Source organism: Variovorax paradoxus, assembly GCF_030811855.1.
Classification (GTDB): Bacteria; Pseudomonadota; Gammaproteobacteria; order Burkholderiales; family Burkholderiaceae_C; genus Variovorax; species Variovorax paradoxus_L.
In genome coordinates, this window is sequence record NZ_JAUSRN010000002.1 from 168,533 (window position 1) to 188,279 (window position 19,747).

A 19,747-nucleotide genomic window follows, 5' to 3' on the forward strand; every position below is an offset into this window, starting at 1 on the left:
ACTCCGAGCGGATGCAGATCTTCTTTCCGACCCGGCTTCATTTGCGGATTCTGGCCCTTTGCGCGGTGCTCGTGGTGACCGGATGCGGCGGGCTGCGCACCGCGAAGGCGCCGCTGGACAGCACGCTCGAAAAGAGCAGCTGCACGCCGAACGCCGACACCCTGCTCGTGTTGCTACCCGGCGCGTACTCGCACCCCGACGAGTTCACGCGCGAAGGCTTCGTGAAGGCACTGAACGACAACAGGCTCGCAGTCGACGTGATGCTGGTCGACGCGCATCTGGGCTACTACCAAGGCAAGACCATCCTCGATCGCCTGGAGCGTGACGTGATGGTGCAGGCTCGCGGCAAAGGCTACAAGTCGATCTGGATCGTCGGCATCTCGGTCGGCGGGTTCGGCGGACTGCTGTACGCGCAAACGCATCCCGGCGAACTCGCTGGCCTGGTGACACTTGCGCCCTACCTCGGAGAACGCGCGCTCAGCGCCGACATCGCCAATGCCGGCGGCTTGGCGCGCTGGACCGGGCCGCTGGGCGATCTGCCAGGCAGCGACCCGCGAGCCCCGAACGAGACACAGCTCTGGCAATGGCTGCGCGGCTACGTGGGCACCACCGCCACCTTCGGCGCCCGGGCGCCGCTCTACCTGGGCTACGGCACCGACGATCGCTTTGCTTTCAGCCACCAATTGCTGGCCGCCGCGCTGCCCAAAGAGCGCGTGTTCACGACCGAGGGCGGCCACGACTGGCCCGAGTGGACGCGGCTCTGGCGGCGCATGCTGCCGACGCTGCCACTGCCGGGCTGTCCCGGCTGAACGAAAAATCAGTTCGAACGCAGCCGCAGCAACTTGCCATCGGACTCATCGGTCAGCACATAGAGCCATCCGTCCGGCCCCTGCTTCACATCGCGTATGCGGGCCCTGCCATCAGCCAGCAGCTTGTGTTCGGCGACTACCTTGCCGTCTTTCAGTTCGATTCGGTCGAGATAGCCGAACTTCAGCGATCCTACGAACAGATTGCCCTTCCACCCTGCGCCATAACGCTCGCTGGTGAGAAAGGCCATGCCAGATGGCGCGATGGAAGGCACCCAGTAATGCAGCGGCTGCTCCATGCCTTCCTTGGCGGTGATGCCGTCGCCGATCTTGCCGCCGCCGTAGTTTTCGCCGTAGGTGATCACTGGCCAGCCGTAATTGCGGCCCGCTTGCGAAATGTTGATCTCATCGCCGCCTTGCGGGCCGTGCTCGATCATCCACAAGCGGCCGTCAGGCGCAAGCGTCGCGCCCTGCCCGTTGCGATGGCCGTAGCTCCAGACTTCGGGCAGCGCGCCGGCCTTGCCGACGAATGGGTTGTCCGCGGGCACCGTGCCGTCCTTGGCAATGCGCACGATCTTCCCCAGATGGTTGTCTAGCTTCTGTGCATCTTCCTTGCGGCTGAATCGATCGCCCAGCGTGAGAAAAAGCGTGCTGTCGCGCGACTCGACAATGCGGCAACCGAAGTGGTTTCGGCTCGCCACCTTGGGCTGCTGGCTGAAAATGATCTTGAGGTTCTCCAGCTTGGTGCCGTCTTCGGAGAGTTGGGCGCGCGCCAGCGCCGTACTGTTGGACGACCCGTTGGCCGCTGGCTCGGAAAAGCAGAAATACAAGGTGCGATTCTTTTCGAAGCCTGAATCGACCAGTGCGTCGAGCAAGCCTCCCTGGCCTCCCGCAGCGATCGCAGGCAGGCCGGTGATGGGTGCGCCGATCTTTCCGTCGGCGCCGATCAGCCGCAACCGGCCCGGACGCTCGGTAACCAGAAAACGGCCGCTCGGCAGAAAGGCCACGCCCCACGGATTCTCAAGTCCGGAAGAAACAGTCTCCGGCCGTATCTGCGCCAAGGCGGTCCCCCAAAAACCCAAACCGGCGACGAGAGCACCGTTTCCCAGGAGGCAGAGGATCGTGCGGATGCGCAGGTTCATGTCTTTTCCAGGTAATTGAACCAATCTTGACGCCTATTGCGGTGCAAATCCACGCTGTTAACCCAATCAAGCTGAGTACAAAAGTTAACCTGCAGGCAATCACTTATGGTTCATAAAGGTTGACCGTTACATTTTTTCTTCAGCCGAATCGAAAAATAGTTTTTAAATCAATAGGTTGCGGCTACATTCGTTAATTCGGATGAGGTTGACATAACCGCGCGTCATCAATATCCTACGCGCCATGCGTTTTTTCGTCCTACCCGCGTCTCTCTTGTTTGCCGTCGCCGTCCAGGCCGCCCCCCAACAGGACCGAACCGATGACGAACTTGCCCGCTTGCTCGCCGACAAGGGCCTGATCGGACAACTCCAGCAGGTCCGCCAAACCGTCGCCGAACGGACCTCCGACCTGGTCGTCACGGCCATCGGCTTTCTCGGTGTTCCCTACCGCCGGGGTGGCAATACCGCAGAGTCAGGTTTCGACTGCAGCGGTTTCGTTCGCGCCATGTACAACCAGACGGTCGGCCACCTGCTGCCCCGCCGTGCCGAGGAGCAAGCGGCCGCCACCGAAAAGATCGATCGCAGCCAGCTCAAGCCCGGCGACCTCGTCTTCTTCAACACCATGCGCCGCGCCTTCAGCCATGTCGGCATTTACGTTGGCGAAGGCAAATTCATCCATTCGCCGCGTACCGGCGCCCAGGTGCGCGTGGAAGACATGAACGGCAGCTACTGGAGCCGCCGCTTCGATGGCGCCCGCCGCGTGCTCGGTGGCGCTCCGAACGAAGAGGTCAAGGCCGCTGCCGCCGCCGCGGCGCACTCCGGCAACTGAGCCAACCGCTCCTTCGCGAATCAGAACCAAAAAAATCCCGCCGCGGCGGGATTTTTTGTGGCCGCTCCGGTTGCCCGGGAGCGGCCGCCCGATCGATCAGGCCTTCTTTGCCGGCGGCAGATCGGTACAGGTACCGTGCGCCACCTCGGCCGCCATGCCAATGCTTTCGCCCAGCGTCGGGTGCGGATGGATGGTCTTGCCGATGTCGATCTCGTCGGCACCCATTTCGATGGCCAGCGCGATCTCGCCGATCATGTCGCCAGCATGCGTGCCGACAATGCCGCCGCCCAGGATGCGATGTGTCTCGGCATCGAACAACAACTTGGTGAAGCCCTCGTCGCGGCCGTTGGCAATGGCGCGGCCCGAAGCGGTCCACGGGAAGTGGCCCTTCTTGATCTTGATGCCTTCGGCCTTGGCCTGGTCTTCGGTGAGGCCCACCCACGCCACCTCGGGGTCGGTGTAGGCCACGCTCGGGATCACGCGGGCATTGAAGGCGGCGCTCGAAAGCTCCTTGTCGCCCTTCTGCTCGCCGGCGATCACCTCGGCCGCCACATGCGCCTCGTGCACCGCCTTGTGCGCCAGCATGGGCTGGCCCACGATGTCGCCGATGGCAAAGATGTGGGGCACGTTGGTGCGCATCTGGATGTCGACCGGAATGAAGCCGCGGTCGCTCACCGCCACGCCGGCCTTCTCGGCGCCGATCTTCTTGCCATTCGGGCTGCGGCCCACGGCCTGCAGCACCAGGTCGTACACCTGCGGCTCCTTCGGCGCCTGCTCGCCCTCGAAGGTGATCTTGATGCCCTCCTTCGTGGCTTCGGCACCGACCGTCTTGGTCTTGAGCATGATGTTGTCGAAGCGCGGCGTGTTCATCTTCTGCCACACCTTGACCAGGTCGCGGTCGGCGCCCTGCATCAAGCCGTCGAGCATCTCGACCACGTCCAGGCGCGCGCCGAGCGTGGAATACACCGTGCCCATTTCGAGGCCGATGATGCCGCCGCCCAGGATCAGCATGCGCTTGGGGTCGGTGCCCATTTCGAGCGCGCCCGTGGAGTCAACGATGCGCGGATCGCCCTTCGGCATGAATGGCAGGCTCACCGACTGCGAACCGGCCGCGATGATCGCGTTGCGGAACTTGACGGTCTGCTTCTTGCCGGTCGTGTCCCAGCTGGTGCCCGAGGTTTCCTCGACTTCGAGGTGGTACGGGTCGATGAAGTTGCCGACGCCGCGCAGCACCGTCACCTTGCGCATCTTGGCCATGGCCGTGAGGCCTCCGGTGAGCTTGCCCACCACCTTGTTCTTGTGGCCGAGCAGCTTGGCGCGGTCTACCGTGGGCGCGGCAAAGCTGACGCCGAGGTCGGCGAAATGCTTCACTTCGTCCATAACCGATGCGACGTGCAGCAGCGCCTTCGAAGGAATGCAGCCGACGTTCAGGCACACGCCGCCGAGCGTGGCGTAGCGTTCGATCAACACCACCTTGAGGCCGAGGTCGGCGGCGCGGAACGCGGCCGAGTAGCCGCCGGGGCCGGCGCCGAGCACGATGACGTCGCACTCGACGTCGACCTTGCCTCCGTAGGTGGAAGCCACGGGCGCCGCGGCCGGAGCCGGGGCTGCCGCCTTCGGCGCGGGGGCCGCTGCGGCGGGCGCGGGTGCAGCCGCGGTTGGGGCGGGCGCCGCGGCGCCATCGACCTCCAGCGTCAGCACCACCGAACCCTCTTTGACCTTGTCGCCCACCTTGACCGCCAGCGACTTCACCACGCCGGCCGCCGACGACGGAATCTCCATCGAGGCCTTGTCCGATTCGACCGTGATCAGCGACTGCTCGGCCTTGACCGCGTCGCCGACCTTGACCAGCACCTCGATCACCGCGACTTCGTCGAAGTCACCGATGTCGGGCACCTTGATTTGTTGTTCGCTCATTTGGACACTTTCATTTTGAGTGTGAGAACGTCGACCGGTGGGGCCGAATTGCGATCGAATTCGCAGGCAGCGGCGATTCCCGCCTCCGCCACGTCGCGCGAGGTGCGCGACTTGATGTCATAGGCCGCGTGCATGGCGCCCAGCGCAAAGCTGCGTCCCGAGCCAATGGCCCAGAACTGCTTGAACTCGAACACCTCGCGGTAGCTGTAGATGCCGTAGATGCCGCTGGCATTGGCCATCAGCATCGTGAACTGGCTCGACTCGTAGGGCTCGTGCTCGTCTTCCTTGGTCTGCATGAAGAACGAGTCTTTCAGCACCGGATGCAACAGCGTGAAGGTGCGGAAGATCTCGTGCTTGCTGCCGAACAGCAGCGCCTCGCGCGGCTGCGCGGCCAGCGCATGCTGCAGCACCAGGAAGTGCGCGGCGGCGCCGGCCACGGCAAAGAGGCTCTGCCCCGCCGCGTCCTCGACGGTGAAGATCTTCTGGTTGGCCTCGGCGCGGTGCGAAAGCCGCGTGTCGCCGAAGGTCACCAGAGAATCGGCTGCCATCGTGACCTGACCGCCCTTGCGGACGGCCACTACCGTGGTCATAGCAGGATTCGACGGTAATCCGCGAGCACCTGGCCCAGGTAGGCGTTGAAACGCGCAGCCAGGGCACCATCGATCACGCGGTGGTCGTAAGACAGCGACAGCGGCAGCGTCAGGCGCGGCACAAACTGCTTTCCGTCCCACACCGGCTTCATCTGGCCCTTGGAGAGGCCGAGGATGGCCACTTCGGGGGCATTGATGATGGGCGTGAAATGCGTGCCGCCAATGCCACCGAGCGAACTGATCGACATGCAGCCGCCCTGCATGTCGGCCGAGCCGAGCTTGCCGTCGCGCGCCTTCTTGGCGAGTTCACCCATTTCCTGGCTGATCTGCAGGATGCCCTTCTTGTCGGCATCCTTCAGCACCGGCACCACCAGCCCGTTGGGCGTGTCGGCCGCAAAGCCGACGTGGAAGTACTGCTTGTAGACCAGCTGGTCGCCGTCGAGGCTGGCGTTGAAGTCGGGGTACTTCTTCAGCGCCGCGACCACTGCCTTGATCACGAAGGCCAGCATCGTGACCTTGACGCCCGACTTCTCGTTCTCCTTGTTGGTGGAGACGCGGAAGGCTTCAAGCTCGGTGATGTCGGCTTCGTCGTTGTTGGTGACGTGCGGAATCATCACCCAGTTGCGGTGCAGGTTGGCGCCGCTGAGCTTCTTGATGCGCGACAGGTCCTTGCGCTCGACCGTGCCGAACTTGGTGAAGTCGACCTTGGGCCACGGAATGAGACCCAGCGCCGCGCCGTCCGCGCCGCCGCCTGCCGGCGCCTTGGCTGCCGAAGCCTTGGTGCTGGCCTGGCCGCTCATCACGGCCTTGGTGAAGCTCTGGACGTCTTCCTGCGTGATGCGGCCCTTGGGACCGGAACCCTTGACCTCTTCGAGCGGCACACCGAGTTCGCGTGCGAACTTGCGCACCGACGGGGAGGCGTGCGGAAGCTTGCCCGTGGGCGCCACAGTGGGTTCGTGCGGTGCGGCAGCGGCCGGCGCCGGCGAAGCAGTGGCCGGCGCGGGGGCGCTGGCGGTTGCAGCGGCGGGCGCGGCTGCCGCGGCCTGCGCAGGTGCAGGTGCTGCAGCCCCCGCAGTGCCTTCCAACACGGCAATCAGGTCACCAATGTTGACCGTATCGCCCACCTTGACCTTGAGCTCCTTGAGCACGCCGGCAGCCGACGACGGAATTTCCATCGAGGCCTTGTCCGACTCCACCGTGATCAGCGACTGGTCGGCCGCGATCGTGTCGCCGGGCTTGACCAGCAACTCGATGACGGCGACGTCCTTGAAGTCGCCGATGTCGGGCACCTTGACCTCGACCGGGCCCGAGGCGGCCGGTGCGGCAGCCGGGGCAGGCGCCGCTGCGGCTGGCGCAGGCGCAGCGGCAGCCGGGGCCGCAGCAGGCGCAGGGGCCGGTGCTGCAGCAGCACCCGCGCCTTCGGCCTCGAGCACGAGCACCACGGAGCCCTCTTTGACCTTGCCGCCGACCTCGACCTTGATTTCCTTCACCACACCGGCGCTCGACGACGGAATCTCCATCGAGGCCTTGTCCGATTCCACGGTGATGAGCGACTGCTCGGCCTTGACCGTGTCGCCCACCTTCACCAGCACCTCGATCACCGCGACTTCATCGAAATCGCCGATGTCCGGCACCTTGACTTCCACTGCTGCCATATCGTTTGTCTCCCGCCGTGAGGCGCCGTTCGTTCGTTGATTGTTGATGTTCAGGCGTAAAGCGGGTTGACCTTGTCGACATTGATGCCGTACTTCTTGATCGCCTCGACCACCTTGGCCACTGGTACCGTGCCGTCTTCGGAAAGCGCCTTGAGCGCGGCCACCACAATATAGTGGCGGTTGACTTCGAAGTGCTCGCGCAGCTTGTTGCGGAAATCGCTGCGGCCGAAACCATCGGTGCCCAGCACCTTGTAGGTGCGGCCCTTGGGAATGAAGGGGCGGATCTGTTCCGCATACGCCTTCATATAGTCGGTCGACGCGACCACCGGGCCAGTCGTGGGCGCGAGCTGCTCTGCCACGAAGGGCACGCGCGGCGTTTGGTCGGGGTGCAGCAGGTTCCAGCGGTCGGCGTCCTGGCCGTCACGCGTGAGTTCGTTGAAGCTCGGGCAGCTCCACACGGAAGCCGAGACGCCCCAATCCTTCTCGAGCAGTTCTTGCGCGGCAAAGCTTTCGCGCAGGATGGTGCCGCTGCCCAGCAGTTGGACCGTGGGCGCCTTGGCCTTGAGCGCGGGGCCCTGCTTCGACAGGTACATGCCCTTGATGATCTGCTCTTCGGTGCCGGGCTGGAGGCCGGGCATCGGGTAGTTCTCGTTGAGCAGCGTCAGGTAGTAGTAGACGTTGTCCTGTTTCTCGACCATGCGCTTCAGGCCATGGTGCAGGATCACGCCCACTTCGTGCGCGAAGGTCGGGTCGTAGCTCACGCAGTTCGGGATCGTATTGGCCAGGATGTGGCTATGGCCGTCTTCGTGCTGCAGGCCTTCGCCGTTCAGCGTCGTGCGCCCGGAGGTGCCGCCCAGCAGGAAGCCGCGCGCCTGCATGTCGCCCGCCGCCCAGGCCAGGTCCCCGATGCGCTGGAAGCCGAACATCGAGTAGTACACGTAGAACGGCACCATGATGCGGTTGTTGGTGCTGTACGACGTGGCCGCCGCGATCCAGCTAGACATGCCGCCGGCTTCGTTGATGCCTTCCTGCAGGATCTGGCCGGCCTTGTCTTCCTTGTAGTACATGACCTGGTCCTTGTCGACCGGGGTGTACTGCTGGCCTGCGGGGTTGTAGATGCCGATCTGGCGGAACAACCCTTCCATGCCGAAGGTGCGGGCTTCGTCTACCAGGATGGGAACGACGCGCGGGCCCAGCGCCTTGTCGCGCAGAAGCTGCGTGAGAAAGCGCACGTAGGCTTGCGTGGTCGAGATCTCGCGGCCTTCGGCCGTCGGTTCGATCACCGCCTTGAAGGTTTCGAGCGAAGGCACCGTGAAGCTCTCGTCTGCCTTGGTGCGGCGGTGCGGCAGGTAGCCGCCCAGGGCCTTGCGGCGCTCATGCAGGTACTTCATTTCCGGCGTGTCGTCGGCCGGCCTGTAGAACGGCAGGTCGGCAATCTGGCTGTCCGGAATCGGAATGTTGAAGCGGTCGCGGAAGGCCTTGATGTCCTCGTCGCCGAGCTTCTTGGTCTGGTGGACCGTGTTCTTGCCTTCGCCGATCTTGCCCATGCCGAAGCCCTTGACCGTCTTGATCAGGAGCACCGTGGGCTGGCCCTTGTGCTTCACGGCCGCGTCGAAGGCTGCGTAGACCTTCTGCGAATCGTGGCCGCCGCGGCGCAGCTGCCAGATGTCGTCGTCGCTCATCTTGGACACCATTTCGAGCGTACGCGGATCGCGGCCGAAGAAGTGCTTGCGCACGTAGGCGCCATCGTTGGCCTTGAACGACTGATAGTCGCCGTCATTGGTCTCCATCATGATCTTGCGCAGCGCACCTTCCTTGTCGCGTGCGATCAGCGGGTCCCAGCCGCTGCCCCAGATCAGCTTGAGCACATTCCAGCCCGAACCGCGGAACTCGCCCTCGAGCTCCTGGATGATCTTGCCGTTGCCGCGCACCGGACCGTCCAGGCGCTGCAGATTGCAGTTGATGACGAAGATCAGGTTGTCGAGGCCTTCGCGCGCGGCCAGGCCGATGGCGCCCAGCGATTCGACTTCGTCCATTTCGCCGTCTCCGCAGAACACCCACACCTTGCGGTTCTCGGTGTTGGCAATGCCGCGGGCGTGCAGGTACTTGAGAAAGCGGGCCTGGTAGATGGCCATCAGGGGGCCAAGACCCATCGACACCGTGGGGAACTGCCAGAACTCGGGCATCAGCTTCGGATGCGGGTAGCTCGACAGACCCTTGCCGTCGACTTCCTGGCGGAAGTTGAGCAGCTGCTCTTCGCTCAGGCGGCCTTCGAGGTAGGCGCGGGCATAGATGCCGGGGGAGACGTGGCCCTGGATATAGAGGCAGTCGCCGCCGTGGTTTTCGCTCTCGGCGTGCCAGAAGTGATTGAAGCCGGCGCCAAACATGTTGGCCAGCGAGGCAAAGGAACCGATGTGGCCGCCCAGGTCGCCGCCTTCGGGCGGATGGTGGCGGTTGGCCTTGACCACCATGGCCATGGCGTTCCAGCGCATGTAGGCGCGCAGGCGCTCTTCGATCTCGAGGTTGCCGGGGCAGCGTTCTTCCTGGTCGGGCTCCAGGGTGTTCACATAAGCGGTATTGGCGGAGAACGGCTTATCGATGCTGTGCTGCCGCGCATGCTCCAGCAGTTGCTCCAGAAGAAAGTGAGCCCGCTCAGGCCCCTCGCTCTGAATCACGGAGGACAGTGCATCCATCCATTCACGGGTTTCCTGGGCGTCCGCGTCGTTTGCGGCCGAGCCGAACAGGTTCTCTGGATTTGCCGACATGCTTGTCTCTCCTTTTAGGGCTGTGGCGGTAATTTAGTGCGCTCTTCGTTCAACGCGCCGAAGTTTCTCATAGAAATACTTCAATTTCAAATAGTGCATGACGATTTCTTAATGTGATATTTTCGTTTAACCTTTTCTCCCGCCCAAACCGTGGCGGAACCAGTGTCACTGCGGCGTCGGTGCCAACCGCGCAAGAGGCATCACCTAAACTCGCAGGATGCCTCTTTCCTCTCCGCTGGCGGCGGCCCGCAGCGCCGTGAATGCGTCACCTCTTTCATGGTGGCGCCGCTGGTGGCGTCGGCAAACGCCGGTGCTGCAGGACGCCGTCGCCATGTTGGCGCCCATCGCGGCGGTGCTGCTGTTTCTGGCCGCAATCGTCTCGGCGTTCTGGTATCTGCGCACCGAAGAGGTCGAGCGCGAGCAGGAATCGGTGCGGCGCGACGTCGAGTACGCGCAACAGCGCATGCGCCTTCGCCTCCTGGAACGCCAGGAACAGCTGATGCGCATCGCGCGCGACGCCTCCAACCGGGAGATCGATCCGGTCGAGTTCGCGAGCCGGGCCGAATCGCTGGTGAGCCAGTTTCCCGAGCTGCAGACCGTCACGTGGATCGACGACAGGCGCCGGTTCAAGGCCGGCTATTCCGCGCCCAGTGTCCATCCTTCGCAGCAACACCTGATCGGCGACGTGCTTCGCCCCGGCGACATCGAAAGCAACTACGCACTCGCTCGCGAGCTGCGCCAGCCGGTTTTCTCGCAGCCCATGGCTGGCGCCGACCCCACGGCCATGCTGCAGCTGCACATTCCGCTTTTCGACCAAGGCCTGTTCGCGGGCGTGGTGCTGGGCGAGTTTTCGGTCGACGGCTTGCTGCGATATGGCATGCCTTCGGAGGTACAGGCGCGCTATGCCGTTTCGCTGCTCGACGCCAAGGGCAACGTGATCGCCGGCAACACCACCGCCAGCACCCGGGAAGGCGGCACGAGGCTCTTGCCCTGGTCGGAGAGAACCAACGAATACGAAGTGCCGGTGTCGCCCGTCGGCAACGCATTGGTGCTGCGGGCACAGGCCTACCGCACCTCGCAGGGGGTTGTCGGCAATGGCCTCTTCTGGCTGGTCTGTGCGCTCAGCGTGCTGACGAGCTGGATGCTGATTGGCACTTGGCGCCACACCCGCCGGCGCCAGCAGGCCCAGCAGCGGCTGGTGGCCGAAACCAACTTCCGGCGCGCGATGGAAAACTCCATGCTCACCGGCATGCGGGTGCTCGACCTGCAAGGCCGCATCACCTACGTGAACGCCGCGTTCTGCGCAATGACCGGCTGGAGCGAGGCCGAACTGGTGGGCCAGTCGCCGCCCTTCCCCTACTGGCTGGAATCGGACCGCGAGGTCATGAACGAGCGGCTGGAGGAAGAACTGCACGGGCGCGCACTGCCCGGCGGCTTCCAGGTCCGCGTGAAACGCAAGAACGGCAGCGTTTTCAATGCACGGCTCTATGTGTCGCCGCTGATCGACGCGCGCGGCCACCAGACGGGCTGGATGACATCGATGACCGACATCACCGAGCCCACGCGCATCCGCGAGCAGCTGTCGGCGTCTTACGAGCGCTTCACCACGGTGCTCGAGGCGCTCGATGCCGCGGTGTCGGTGGCGCCCATCGGCAGCGAGGAATTGCTGTTCGCCAACAAGCTGTACCGGCTGTGGTTCGGCTCCGACACCGTGGGCCACCTGGGGATGGTGGCGCAGGCCGGCGTGCCGGCCTCCAATGCGCACGACGAAGGGCTGGACGACGTCGACCCCTACGCCGGATTGCCGATCGATACCCTGACCGCCGCCCAGACCGCCAACAACGAGATATTCGTGCCGCACCTGGGCAAGTGGCTCGAAGTGCGTTCGCGCTACCTGACGTGGGTTGACGGCCGGCTCGCCCAGCTGGTGATTGCCACCGACATCACGCCCCGGCGCGACGCCGAGGAGCAGGCCGCCGCGCAAGCCGATCGCGCCCAGGCGGCAAGCCGACTGATCACCATGGGCGAAATGGCCTCCAGCGTGGCGCACGAACTCAACCAGCCGCTGACTGCCATCACCAACTACTGCAACGGGATGATGTCGCGCATCAAAGGCCAGGCGATCGATTCCGACGCGCTGCTTGCGGCGCTGGAAAAAACATCGAAGCAGGCCCAGCGCGCGGGCCAGATCATCCAGCGCATCCGCTCGTTCGTGAAACGCAGCGAGCCCAACCGCACCGCCGCCGACGTGGCCACCATGGTGAGCGAGGCGGTCGAGCTCGCGGGCATCGAGCTGCGCCGGCGTAATGTGCGGCTCAACCACTACGTGGCGGCTCGGCTGCCGGTGGTGCAGGTGGACCCGATACTGATCGAGCAGGTAATGGTCAACCTGTTGAAGAACGCGGCCGAGGCGATCGACATTGCCGAGCGCCCGCTGGCGCGCCGGAGCGTCGAGCTGCGCGTGCTGCCCAAGGTGATCGAGGGCCACAACGCCATCGAGTTCTCGGTGCAAGACACCGGCAAGGGCCTGGCACCCGAAGTGATGGACCGGCTGTATGAAGCATTTTTCTCTACCAAGCCGGAAGGCATGGGTATCGGGTTGAACCTTTGCCGCACCATTGTCGAGTCGCACCGCGGGCGCATGCAGGCGGAGAACATCTACAATGGCCCGGATGTGATCGGATGCCGTTTTTCCTTCTGGATTCCGGTGTTGGATGCTCCCAGTTCCGTAGCAAGCGACGAGGCAAAGGTACCTGCATGAGTTTGATTCCGAAGAAGGGCACTGTCTATGTCGTCGACGACGACGAGGCGGTACGAGATTCGCTGCAATGGCTGCTCGAAGGCAAGGACTACAGAGTCCGCTGTTTCGATTCCGCCGAGTCCTTTCTTTCCCGATATGACCCGCGCGAAGTCGCTTGTCTGATCGTCGACATCCGCATGGCCGGCATGACGGGCCTCGAACTGCAGGACCGGCTGATCGAACGGCGCTCCCCGCTGCCCATCGTGGTGATCACCGGCCACGGCGACGTGCCGATGGCGGTCGACAGCATGAAGAAGGGCGCCATGGATTTCATCCAGAAGCCGTTCAACGACGAAGAGCTAGTGACGCTGGTCGAGCGCATGCTCGAACATGCGCGCGGCGCCTTCACCCAGCACCAGCAGTCGGCCAGCCGCGACGCGCTGCTGTCCAAGCTCACCGGCCGCGAAGCCCAGGTGCTCGAACGCATCGTGGCCGGCCGCCTGAACAAGCAGATCGCCGACGACCTGGGCATCAGCATCAAGACGGTCGAGGCGCACCGCGCCAACATCATGGAAAAGCTCAACGCCAACACCGTGGCCGATCTGCTCAAGATCGCCCTTGGACAGGCGGCGCCCTCCAAAGCCTAGAAGCTATTGTCCCCATAGCAATACATGTCCACCACGCCTGCGCAAGCGGGCGTTTTTACTTGGAAAATCGAAACCGATGACCGCCCAACTGATTGACGGCAACGCCCTCGCCAAAACCATCCGCGCCGAGGTTGCCGGCCGTACCGCGGCACTGAAGGCCAGCGGCGTGAACCCGGCTCTTTCCATCATCCTCGTCGGTGACGATCCGGCCAGCCAGGTCTACACCAAGCACAAGGTCAACGACAGCACCGAAACCGGCCTCCTGGCTACGCTGGAACGCTACCCTGCTGACATGAGCGAGGCGGACCTTCTGGCCCGCATTCGTGCCCTCAACGACGACCCGCTGGTGCACGGCATCCTGGTGCAGCTGCCGCTCCCCAAGCACATGGACAGCCAGAAGGTCATCGAGACGATCTCGCCGGCCAAGGACGTGGACGGCTTTCACGTGGCCAGTGCCGGCGCGCTGATGACCGGCGCGCCCGGCTTCTGGCCCTGCACACCGTATGGCTGCATGAAGATGCTCGAATCCATTGGCTATGACCTGCGCGGCAAACATGCGGTGGTCATCGGCCGCAGCAACATCGTCGGCAAGCCGATGGCCATGATGCTGCTGGCCAAGAACGCCACCGTCACCATCTGCCACAGCGGCACACAAGACCTGGCCGCCATCACCCGGCAGGCCGATGTGGTCGTTGCCGCTGTCGGCAAGCGCAACATTCTCACGGCCGACATGGTGAAGCCCGGCGCCGTCGTGATCGACGTGGGCATGAACCGCAAGGAAGACGGCAAGCTCGCGGGCGACGTCGACTTCGACGGCGTCAAGGAAGTCGCCAGCTGGATCACCCCCGTGCCCGGCGGCGTCGGTCCCATGACTCGCGCCATGCTGCTCGCCAACACCCTTGAAGCTGCGGAACGCGCCGCAAAGTGATTTCCATGACCAACCCCCTCCTCGACTTCGCCGATCTCCCGCTGTTCGACCGCATCAAGCCCGAGCACGTTGCGCCCGCGGTCGATATCTTGCTGGCCGATGCCGAGGCGGCGCTGCAGACCGTCACCGCGGCTGACTTTCCAGCTGACTGGAATGCGATTTCCAAGGTGCTCGATGTGGCGTCCGAACGCTTCAGCCGCGCCTGGGGTGCGGTTGGCCATCTGAACGCGGTCGCCGATACGCCGGAACTGCGCGCCGCCTACAACGAAGCGATGCCGCGCGTGACCGCGTTCTGGACCCGCCTGGGTTCGGACGAGCGCCTTTATGCCAAGTACAAGGCCATCGACGTGGCCACCCTTAACGCCGAGCAGCGCCAAGCGCACCGCAATGCGGTGCGCAACTTTGTGCTCGGCGGCGCGGAACTGCAGGGTGACGCGAAAAAGCGCTTTGCCGAGATCCAGGAACGCCAGGCGGAGCTGAGCCAGAAATTCAGCGAGAACGCGCTCGACGCCACCGACGCCTTCTCCTATTACGCAGCGCTGGGCGAACTGGGCGGCGTGCCGGAAGACGTGGTGAGCGCGGCCCGCGCGGCCGCCGAAGCCGAAGCCGAAGGCAAGCAAGGCTACAAGCTCACGCTCAAGATGCCCTGCTACTTGCCCGTGATGCAGTTTGCAAAGAGCAGCGCGCTGCGCGAAACGCTCTACCGCGCCTACGTCACGCGCGCCAGCGAACTCGGTGATCCGGCCTTCGATAACACCGCGCTGATCAACGAGATTCTTGCGCTGCGGGAAGAGGAAGCAAAGCTGCTCGGCTACAAGAATTTTGGCGAACTCTCGGTCGTGCCCAAGATGGCCGAATCGCCCGAGCAGGTGATCAAGTTCCTGCGCGACCTTGCGGCCAAGGCCAAGCCCTATGGCGAACGCGACCTGGCCGACCTGCGCGTGTTCGCATCGGAGCAGTTGGGCATCACCGATCCGCAAGCCTGGGACTGGAGCTACATCGGCGAGAAGCTGAAGGAAGCGCGCTATGCCTTCAGCGAGCAGGAGGTCAAGCAGTATTTCCCGGCCCCCAAGGTGATGGCCGGCCTGTTCAAAATCGTCGAGACGCTGTTCGAGGTGACCATTCGCCGCGACAGCGCACCCACGTGGCACCCGAGCGTCGAGTTCTATCGCATCGAGCGTGCCGGCCAAAAGGTGGGCCAGTTCTATCTCGACCCCTCGGCCCGTGCCGCCAAGCGCGGCGGCGCCTGGATGGACGACGTGCGCGCGCGCTGGCTGCGGCCGGATGACGGCGCGCTGCAAACGCCGGTGGCGCAGCTGGTGTGCAACTTTGCGAGCGGCGTGGACGGCAAGCCGCCGCTGCTCACGCACGACGACGTGACCACCCTCTTCCACGAATTCGGCCACGGCCTGCACCACATGCTCACGCAGGTGAACGAGCGCGACGTCTCGGGTATCAGCGGCGTCGAGTGGGACGCTGTCGAACTGCCGAGCCAGTTCATGGAAAACTTCTGCTGGGAGTGGGACGTGCTTACGCATATGACGGCCCACGTCGACACCGGCGAGCCGCTGCCGCGCGCGCTGTTCGACAAGATGACCGCCGCCAAGAACTTCCAAAGCGGCCTGCAGACGCTGCGCCAGATCGAGTTCTCGCTTTTCGACATGCTGCTGCATACCGAATACCAGGCCGCCACCGCACAGCCTGGCGGTGTGCTCGCGCTGCTGGGCAAGGTGCGCGCCGAAGTGGCCGTGATGCCCTCGCCGCCGTTCAGCCGCACGCCCAACACCTTCAGCCACATCTTCTCGGGCGGCTACGCGGCCGGCTACTACAGCTACAAGTGGGCCGAGGTGCTGAGCGCCGACGCCTATGCGGCCTTCGAGGAAACCGTGGGCGTCGACGGCCAGCCGAACATCGAGACGGGCCGCCGGTACCGGCAGGCCATTCTCGAAGCCGGCGGCAGCCGCAGCGCCATGGAATCGTTCAAGGCCTTCCGTGGCCGCGAGCCGCAGCTTGATGCATTGCTGCGACACCAGGGCATGGCGGAGTCGCAGCCCGCTTGATGCGGGCCTGAAGCTTGCGATACTCGGGCGATGCCTTCGATCCACAAGAAATTTCCCTTGCATCGCCTGTCCGCCACCGCCCTCCTGCTGATTGCCGCGGGTGCCATGGCCCAGCCGATCTATCGCAACGTCGACAAGAACGGTAAGGTCACTTTCTCGGACCGCGCGCCCACCGCCAGCACCGAGCCGGCCAAGGGGCCGCAGGCCGCCAGCGCCGAGCCCTCGAACGCCGGGCTGCCTTATGAGCTGCGGCAGGTTGCGCAGCGCTACCCCGTCACGCTGTACAGCGGCGAGGAGTGCGCGCCCTGCGGCACGGCCCGGTCGCTGCTCGTCACGCGCGGCATTCCATTCGAGGAACGCACCGTCAAGAGCGACCAGGACGTCGAGGCGCTGCAGCGCTTGACCGGCCGGGCTTCGCTGCCGCTGCTGACCATCGGCTCTCAGCAGCTCAAGGGTTTCTCGGACGCCGAATGGTCGCAATACCTCGATGCCGCTGGCTACCCGAAGAGCAACAGCCTGCCTGCGGGCTACCGCAATCCGCCAGCTCGTCCGTTGGTTGCGCAACAGGCAGTACCTGCTGCGCCCGAGCCCGCGACACCAGCGCCTGCGCCGCAGCAGACCGCCCCCGCACCCAGCGGCCCGAGTCCGAGCAACCCGGCCGGCATCAAGTTCTGATCGATCTGTAAGCGCCCGACGGTCCGCCTCGGCGGACTTGCATCAGTCGAACTGCAGCGTTTGCACACCAGTCGGCGTACCGAGCAGGCACACGTCGGCCTTCTGGTGCGCGAAAACGCCGACCGTGACCACGCCGGGCCACTGGCTCACCTCGGATTCGAAAGCCAGCGGATCGCTGATCCGCAGTCCCGTCACGTCGACGATGTGCTGGCCGTTGTCCGTCACGAGCGCCGAGCCGTCTTTTTCCCGCACCTGCGCAATGCCGCCCATGGCCTCGAACTGGCGCATCACGCGGCGCGCCGCCATCGGAATCACTTCCACGGGGAGCGGAAAGGCACCGAGCGTATCGACCAGCTTGGACGCATCGGCGATGCAGACGAAGCGCCGCGACTGCGCCGCCACGATCTTTTCGCGCGTGAGCGCCGCGCCGCCACCCTTCACCATGAAGCCCCGGTGGTCGATTTCGTCGGCACCGTCGATGTACACGCCGAGCTCCTCGACCTCGTTGCTGTCGAACACCGGAATGCCGAGCGCGCGCAGACGTTCGGTCGAAGCCACCGAACTGGACACCGCGCCCTTGATCTGGTCCTTGATCGTCGCCAGTGCGTCGATGAACTTGTTCACGGTCGAGCCGGTGCCCACGCCGACGATTTCACCCTTCACCACATAGTCCAATGCGGCGCGGCCGACCTGGGCCTTGAGCTCGTCCTGGGAGATGGCGGCGGTGCCGGGAGCGGAAGAAGGAGAAACGGGTGCGGTCATCGCGGAGAATCCTTGGCTCATTGAAGTCGAGAATTATCCGATGCTCCTGCTCCCCTCTTCGCTCTACGGCCTGGCCCGGCCCTTTCTGTTCGGTTTCGACCCGGAGCACGCCCACGAACTCACGCTCGACGGCCTGGCCCGTACGCAGAACACGCCGCTCGCCTGCGCCTACGCCGCGCCGCGTGTCGACGACCCGATCACCCTGGCAGGGCTGGAGTTTCCGAACCGCGTCGGGCTGGCGGCAGGGCTCGACAAGAACGCCCGCTGCATCGACGCTTTTGCCGCCATGGGCTTCGGCTTCGTCGAGGTCGGCACCGTGACGCCCAAGGCGCAGCCAGGCAACCCCAAGCCCCGCATGTTCCGCCTGCCGCAGCGCGACGCGCTCATCAACCGGCTCGGCTTCAACAACGAAGGGCTCGATGCCTTTCTCGCCAACGTGCAGAAGGCCCGCTTTCGCAAGAATGGCGGCGGCGGCGCCGGCAAGAAGCCGATGCTGCTCGGGCTCAACATCGGGAAGAACGCCGCCACGCCCATCGAGCGGGCGGTGGACGACTACCTGGCCTGCCTGGACGGCGTGTATGCGCATGCCGACTACGTGACCATCAATATCTCGAGCCCCAACACGGCCAACCTGCGCACGCTGCAAAGCGACGAGGCGCTCGATGCCCTGCTGGGCGCCATTGCCGAGCGCCGACAGGCGCTCGCCCAACGCAGCGGCCGGCGCGTGCCGTTATTCGTGAAGATCGCTCCCGATCTCGACCAGGCCCAGGTCGACGTGATCGCCGCCACGCTGCAGCGCCACGGCATGGACGGTGTGATTGCCACCAACACGACGCTGGCCCGCGATGCAGTGGCGGGACTGCCGCATGCCGGCGAAGCGGGCGGGCTCTCGGGCGCGCCGGTGCGCGAAGCCAGCAACCGGGTGATTGCGCAGCTGCGTGCCGCCCTTGGGCCGAGTTTTCCGATCATCGGGGTGGGCGGCATCCTGAGCGCGGCCGATGCCAAGGCAAAGATTGCCGCGGGCGCCGACGTGGTGCAAATCTACACCGGGCTCATCTATCGAGGCCCGGCCCTCGTGCGCGAAGCGGCGCAGGCGCTGCTGCAGCAAAGCCGCAGCACCGCCTGAGCCTTCTTTCGGCGCTTCTTCTCTCTCAGCGCATGCGCCAGAGCACCGGCGCGATGAACGCCGCCCAGCGCAACAGTCGCCTGGGACGAATCACCACCACGGCGACCGCGGCCACCACGCCCGTGGCAACCGGGTGCTCCCGCGCGATGCGAAGTGCCGCGGCGGCAGCCGACTCATCAGCGGGAGGCGCTTCGGAAGAAGCACCCCCTGCTGCGCTCGCAGGCTGCTGCGCCGCGCCTGCGCCCTGCATCGTGGCTATGCGTTCGCGCTGGCGCTCCATGCGCGCGAGCAGCTCTTCGCGTGTGGCTGGCCGCGGCGGACGCGGCGCTTCGTCGTCCTGGTCCGGGTCCTTGCCAAGTCCGAAGCTGTCCTGAACCCAGGCCCAGTCGCGTTCGAATTCGTGCCGGGCCGGCATGAAGCCGTTCGACGCATTGCGAAAGCTCAGGTACAGGCCCACTGCGGCCCCGAGCCACAGCACGATCCACACGCCAGCCACCGCCCATGCGGCCGCAATGCGGTGAGGCGTTTCCCAGAAATGCACCACCACCGCCATCGACAGCAAGGCCACAGCCACCGTGGTCAGGCCTAGGACGGCCACCACGAGGACCAGCATCAGCTTGAGGCGCTGCTTCTCGTCCTCCCAGGCCATGCGCAGCAGCTGCACACGGTCTTCGGCGGCCAGCGCTCCTTCGGCCGCAGCAATCCGCAGCCGCCGCAAGCGGGCATCGAGCCCGAACAGGGACAGCAACCTCATGCGCCGGCTCCCGCTCGGCGATGGATGACGCGGCGGCGGTGTGCGCTCAGGTCAGCGGCGGCCAAGCAGCAAACCCACCAGCACACCGACGGCCAGCGCTGCGCCGGCAATCTGCCACGGCTCGTCGTGGGCGTAGGCGTTGGCGCTGTTGGCCGCTTCGCGGGCCTTCTGGGCTGCAAGCTTGCTTTTCTCTGCCGCGAGCTCGCGCGCAATGGCGAGCTTGGTGTCGATGCGCTGGCGCAGCGCTTTGATGTGGGGAACCGAATCCAGGTCTTTGCTGGCCAGCACGCCGCGCACGTCGCTCGCGATGTCTTCGGCTGCCGCTTCAATGTTGTTGGATGCACTCATTGGAAT

At 64.9% G+C, this 19,747-nt stretch carries 16 protein-coding genes; 8 read left to right on the plus strand and 8 right to left on the minus strand.

Going from position 1 to position 19,747, the window contains the following annotated elements; genetic code table 11:
• The first annotated feature begins 11 nt into the window (after positions 1-11).
• Positions 12-809 (plus strand): alpha/beta fold hydrolase, encoded by a 798-nt coding sequence (locus J2X92_RS05670; protein WP_307574109.1) that lies wholly within the window; start codon positions 12-14, stop codon positions 807-809.
• A gap of 8 nt (positions 810-817) precedes the next feature.
• Here J2X92_RS05670 and J2X92_RS05675 read toward each other — a convergent pair whose 3' ends face one another.
• Positions 818-1,948 (minus strand): PQQ-dependent sugar dehydrogenase, encoded by a 1,131-nt coding sequence (locus tag J2X92_RS05675; RefSeq protein WP_307574111.1) that lies wholly within the window; start codon positions 1,946-1,948, stop codon positions 818-820.
• A gap of 241 nt (positions 1,949-2,189) precedes the next feature.
• Between J2X92_RS05675 and J2X92_RS05680 the strand changes: the two genes are divergently transcribed.
• Positions 2,190-2,774, plus strand: a complete 585-nt coding sequence (locus J2X92_RS05680; RefSeq protein ID WP_307574113.1) for a C40 family peptidase — start codon at positions 2,190-2,192, stop codon at positions 2,772-2,774.
• A gap of 96 nt (positions 2,775-2,870) precedes the next feature.
• On the opposite strand, the gene lpdA is transcribed toward J2X92_RS05680, so the two are convergent.
• Genes lpdA through aceE form a run of 4 tightly spaced genes read right to left on the minus strand, consistent with a single transcriptional unit; the run spans position 2,871 to position 9,701 of the window.
• Complete coding sequence (lpdA, locus tag J2X92_RS05685) at positions 2,871-4,691, minus strand: dihydrolipoyl dehydrogenase (protein WP_307574115.1); 1,821 nt, start codon at positions 4,689-4,691, stop codon at positions 2,871-2,873.
• Complete coding sequence (locus J2X92_RS05690; protein WP_307574116.1) at positions 4,688-5,281, minus strand: MFS transporter; 594 nt, start codon at positions 5,279-5,281, stop codon at positions 4,688-4,690. The genes lpdA and J2X92_RS05690 overlap by 4 nt, the downstream gene beginning before the upstream one ends.
• The gene (gene aceF, locus J2X92_RS05695; protein WP_307574117.1) at positions 5,278-6,936 is read right to left on the minus strand and encodes a dihydrolipoyllysine-residue acetyltransferase; all 1,659 of its coding nucleotides are present in this window, start codon (positions 6,934-6,936) and stop codon (positions 5,278-5,280) included. Before aceF ends, J2X92_RS05690 begins: the two co-directional genes overlap by 4 nt.
• Before the next feature lie 50 nt (positions 6,937-6,986).
• A complete protein-coding gene (aceE, locus tag J2X92_RS05700) occupies positions 6,987-9,701 on the minus strand; it encodes a pyruvate dehydrogenase (acetyl-transferring), homodimeric type (RefSeq protein ID WP_307574119.1) in 2,715 nt (904 codons plus the stop codon).
• A gap of 217 nt (positions 9,702-9,918) precedes the next feature.
• On the opposite strand from aceE, the gene J2X92_RS05705 reads away from it, so the two are divergent.
• The 5 genes from J2X92_RS05705 to J2X92_RS05725 all read left to right on the plus strand — a co-directional run bounded on the left by J2X92_RS05705 (position 9,919) and on the right by J2X92_RS05725 (position 16,751).
• Positions 9,919-12,462, plus strand: coding sequence for a PAS domain-containing sensor histidine kinase (locus tag J2X92_RS05705; protein ID WP_307574120.1), 2,544 nt, complete (start codon positions 9,919-9,921; stop codon positions 12,460-12,462).
• Positions 12,459-13,088 (plus strand): response regulator transcription factor, encoded by a 630-nt coding sequence (locus tag J2X92_RS05710; RefSeq protein WP_055796273.1) that lies wholly within the window; start codon positions 12,459-12,461, stop codon positions 13,086-13,088. The genes J2X92_RS05705 and J2X92_RS05710 overlap by 4 nt, the downstream gene beginning before the upstream one ends.
• A 76-nt stretch (positions 13,089-13,164) precedes the next feature.
• On the plus strand, positions 13,165-14,016 hold the full coding sequence (gene folD / locus J2X92_RS05715) for a bifunctional methylenetetrahydrofolate dehydrogenase/methenyltetrahydrofolate cyclohydrolase FolD (RefSeq protein ID WP_307574122.1): 852 nt from the start codon (positions 13,165-13,167) through the stop codon (positions 14,014-14,016).
• 5 nt (positions 14,017-14,021) lie between these two features.
• Positions 14,022-16,076 (plus strand): M3 family metallopeptidase, encoded by a 2,055-nt coding sequence (locus J2X92_RS05720; RefSeq protein ID WP_307574124.1) that lies wholly within the window; start codon positions 14,022-14,024, stop codon positions 16,074-16,076.
• A 30-nt stretch (positions 16,077-16,106) separates the two neighbouring features.
• A complete protein-coding gene (locus J2X92_RS05725) occupies positions 16,107-16,751 on the plus strand; it encodes a glutaredoxin family protein (protein ID WP_307574126.1) in 645 nt (214 codons plus the stop codon).
• A 42-nt stretch (positions 16,752-16,793) separates the two neighbouring features.
• Here the strand turns inward: J2X92_RS05725 and rpiA are convergent, their stop codons facing one another.
• Positions 16,794-17,513: a ribose-5-phosphate isomerase RpiA gene (gene rpiA / locus J2X92_RS05730; protein ID WP_307574127.1), complete on the minus strand. Its 720-nt coding sequence runs from the start codon at positions 17,511-17,513 to the stop codon at positions 16,794-16,796.
• A 40-nt stretch (positions 17,514-17,553) separates the two neighbouring features.
• On the opposite strand from rpiA, the gene J2X92_RS05735 reads away from it, so the two are divergent.
• Positions 17,554-18,639 (plus strand): quinone-dependent dihydroorotate dehydrogenase, encoded by a 1,086-nt coding sequence (locus tag J2X92_RS05735; RefSeq protein ID WP_307574129.1) that lies wholly within the window; start codon positions 17,554-17,556, stop codon positions 18,637-18,639.
• Positions 18,640-18,664: 25 nt separating this feature from the next.
• Here the strand turns inward: J2X92_RS05735 and J2X92_RS05740 are convergent, their stop codons facing one another.
• Positions 18,665-19,393: a phage holin family protein gene (locus tag J2X92_RS05740; RefSeq protein WP_307574130.1), complete on the minus strand. Its 729-nt coding sequence runs from the start codon at positions 19,391-19,393 to the stop codon at positions 18,665-18,667.
• Positions 19,394-19,444: 51 nt separating this feature from the next.
• Complete coding sequence (locus tag J2X92_RS05745) at positions 19,445-19,741, minus strand: glycine zipper domain-containing protein (RefSeq protein ID WP_055796254.1); 297 nt, start codon at positions 19,739-19,741, stop codon at positions 19,445-19,447.
• Between the last annotated feature and the right edge of the window lie 6 nt (positions 19,742-19,747).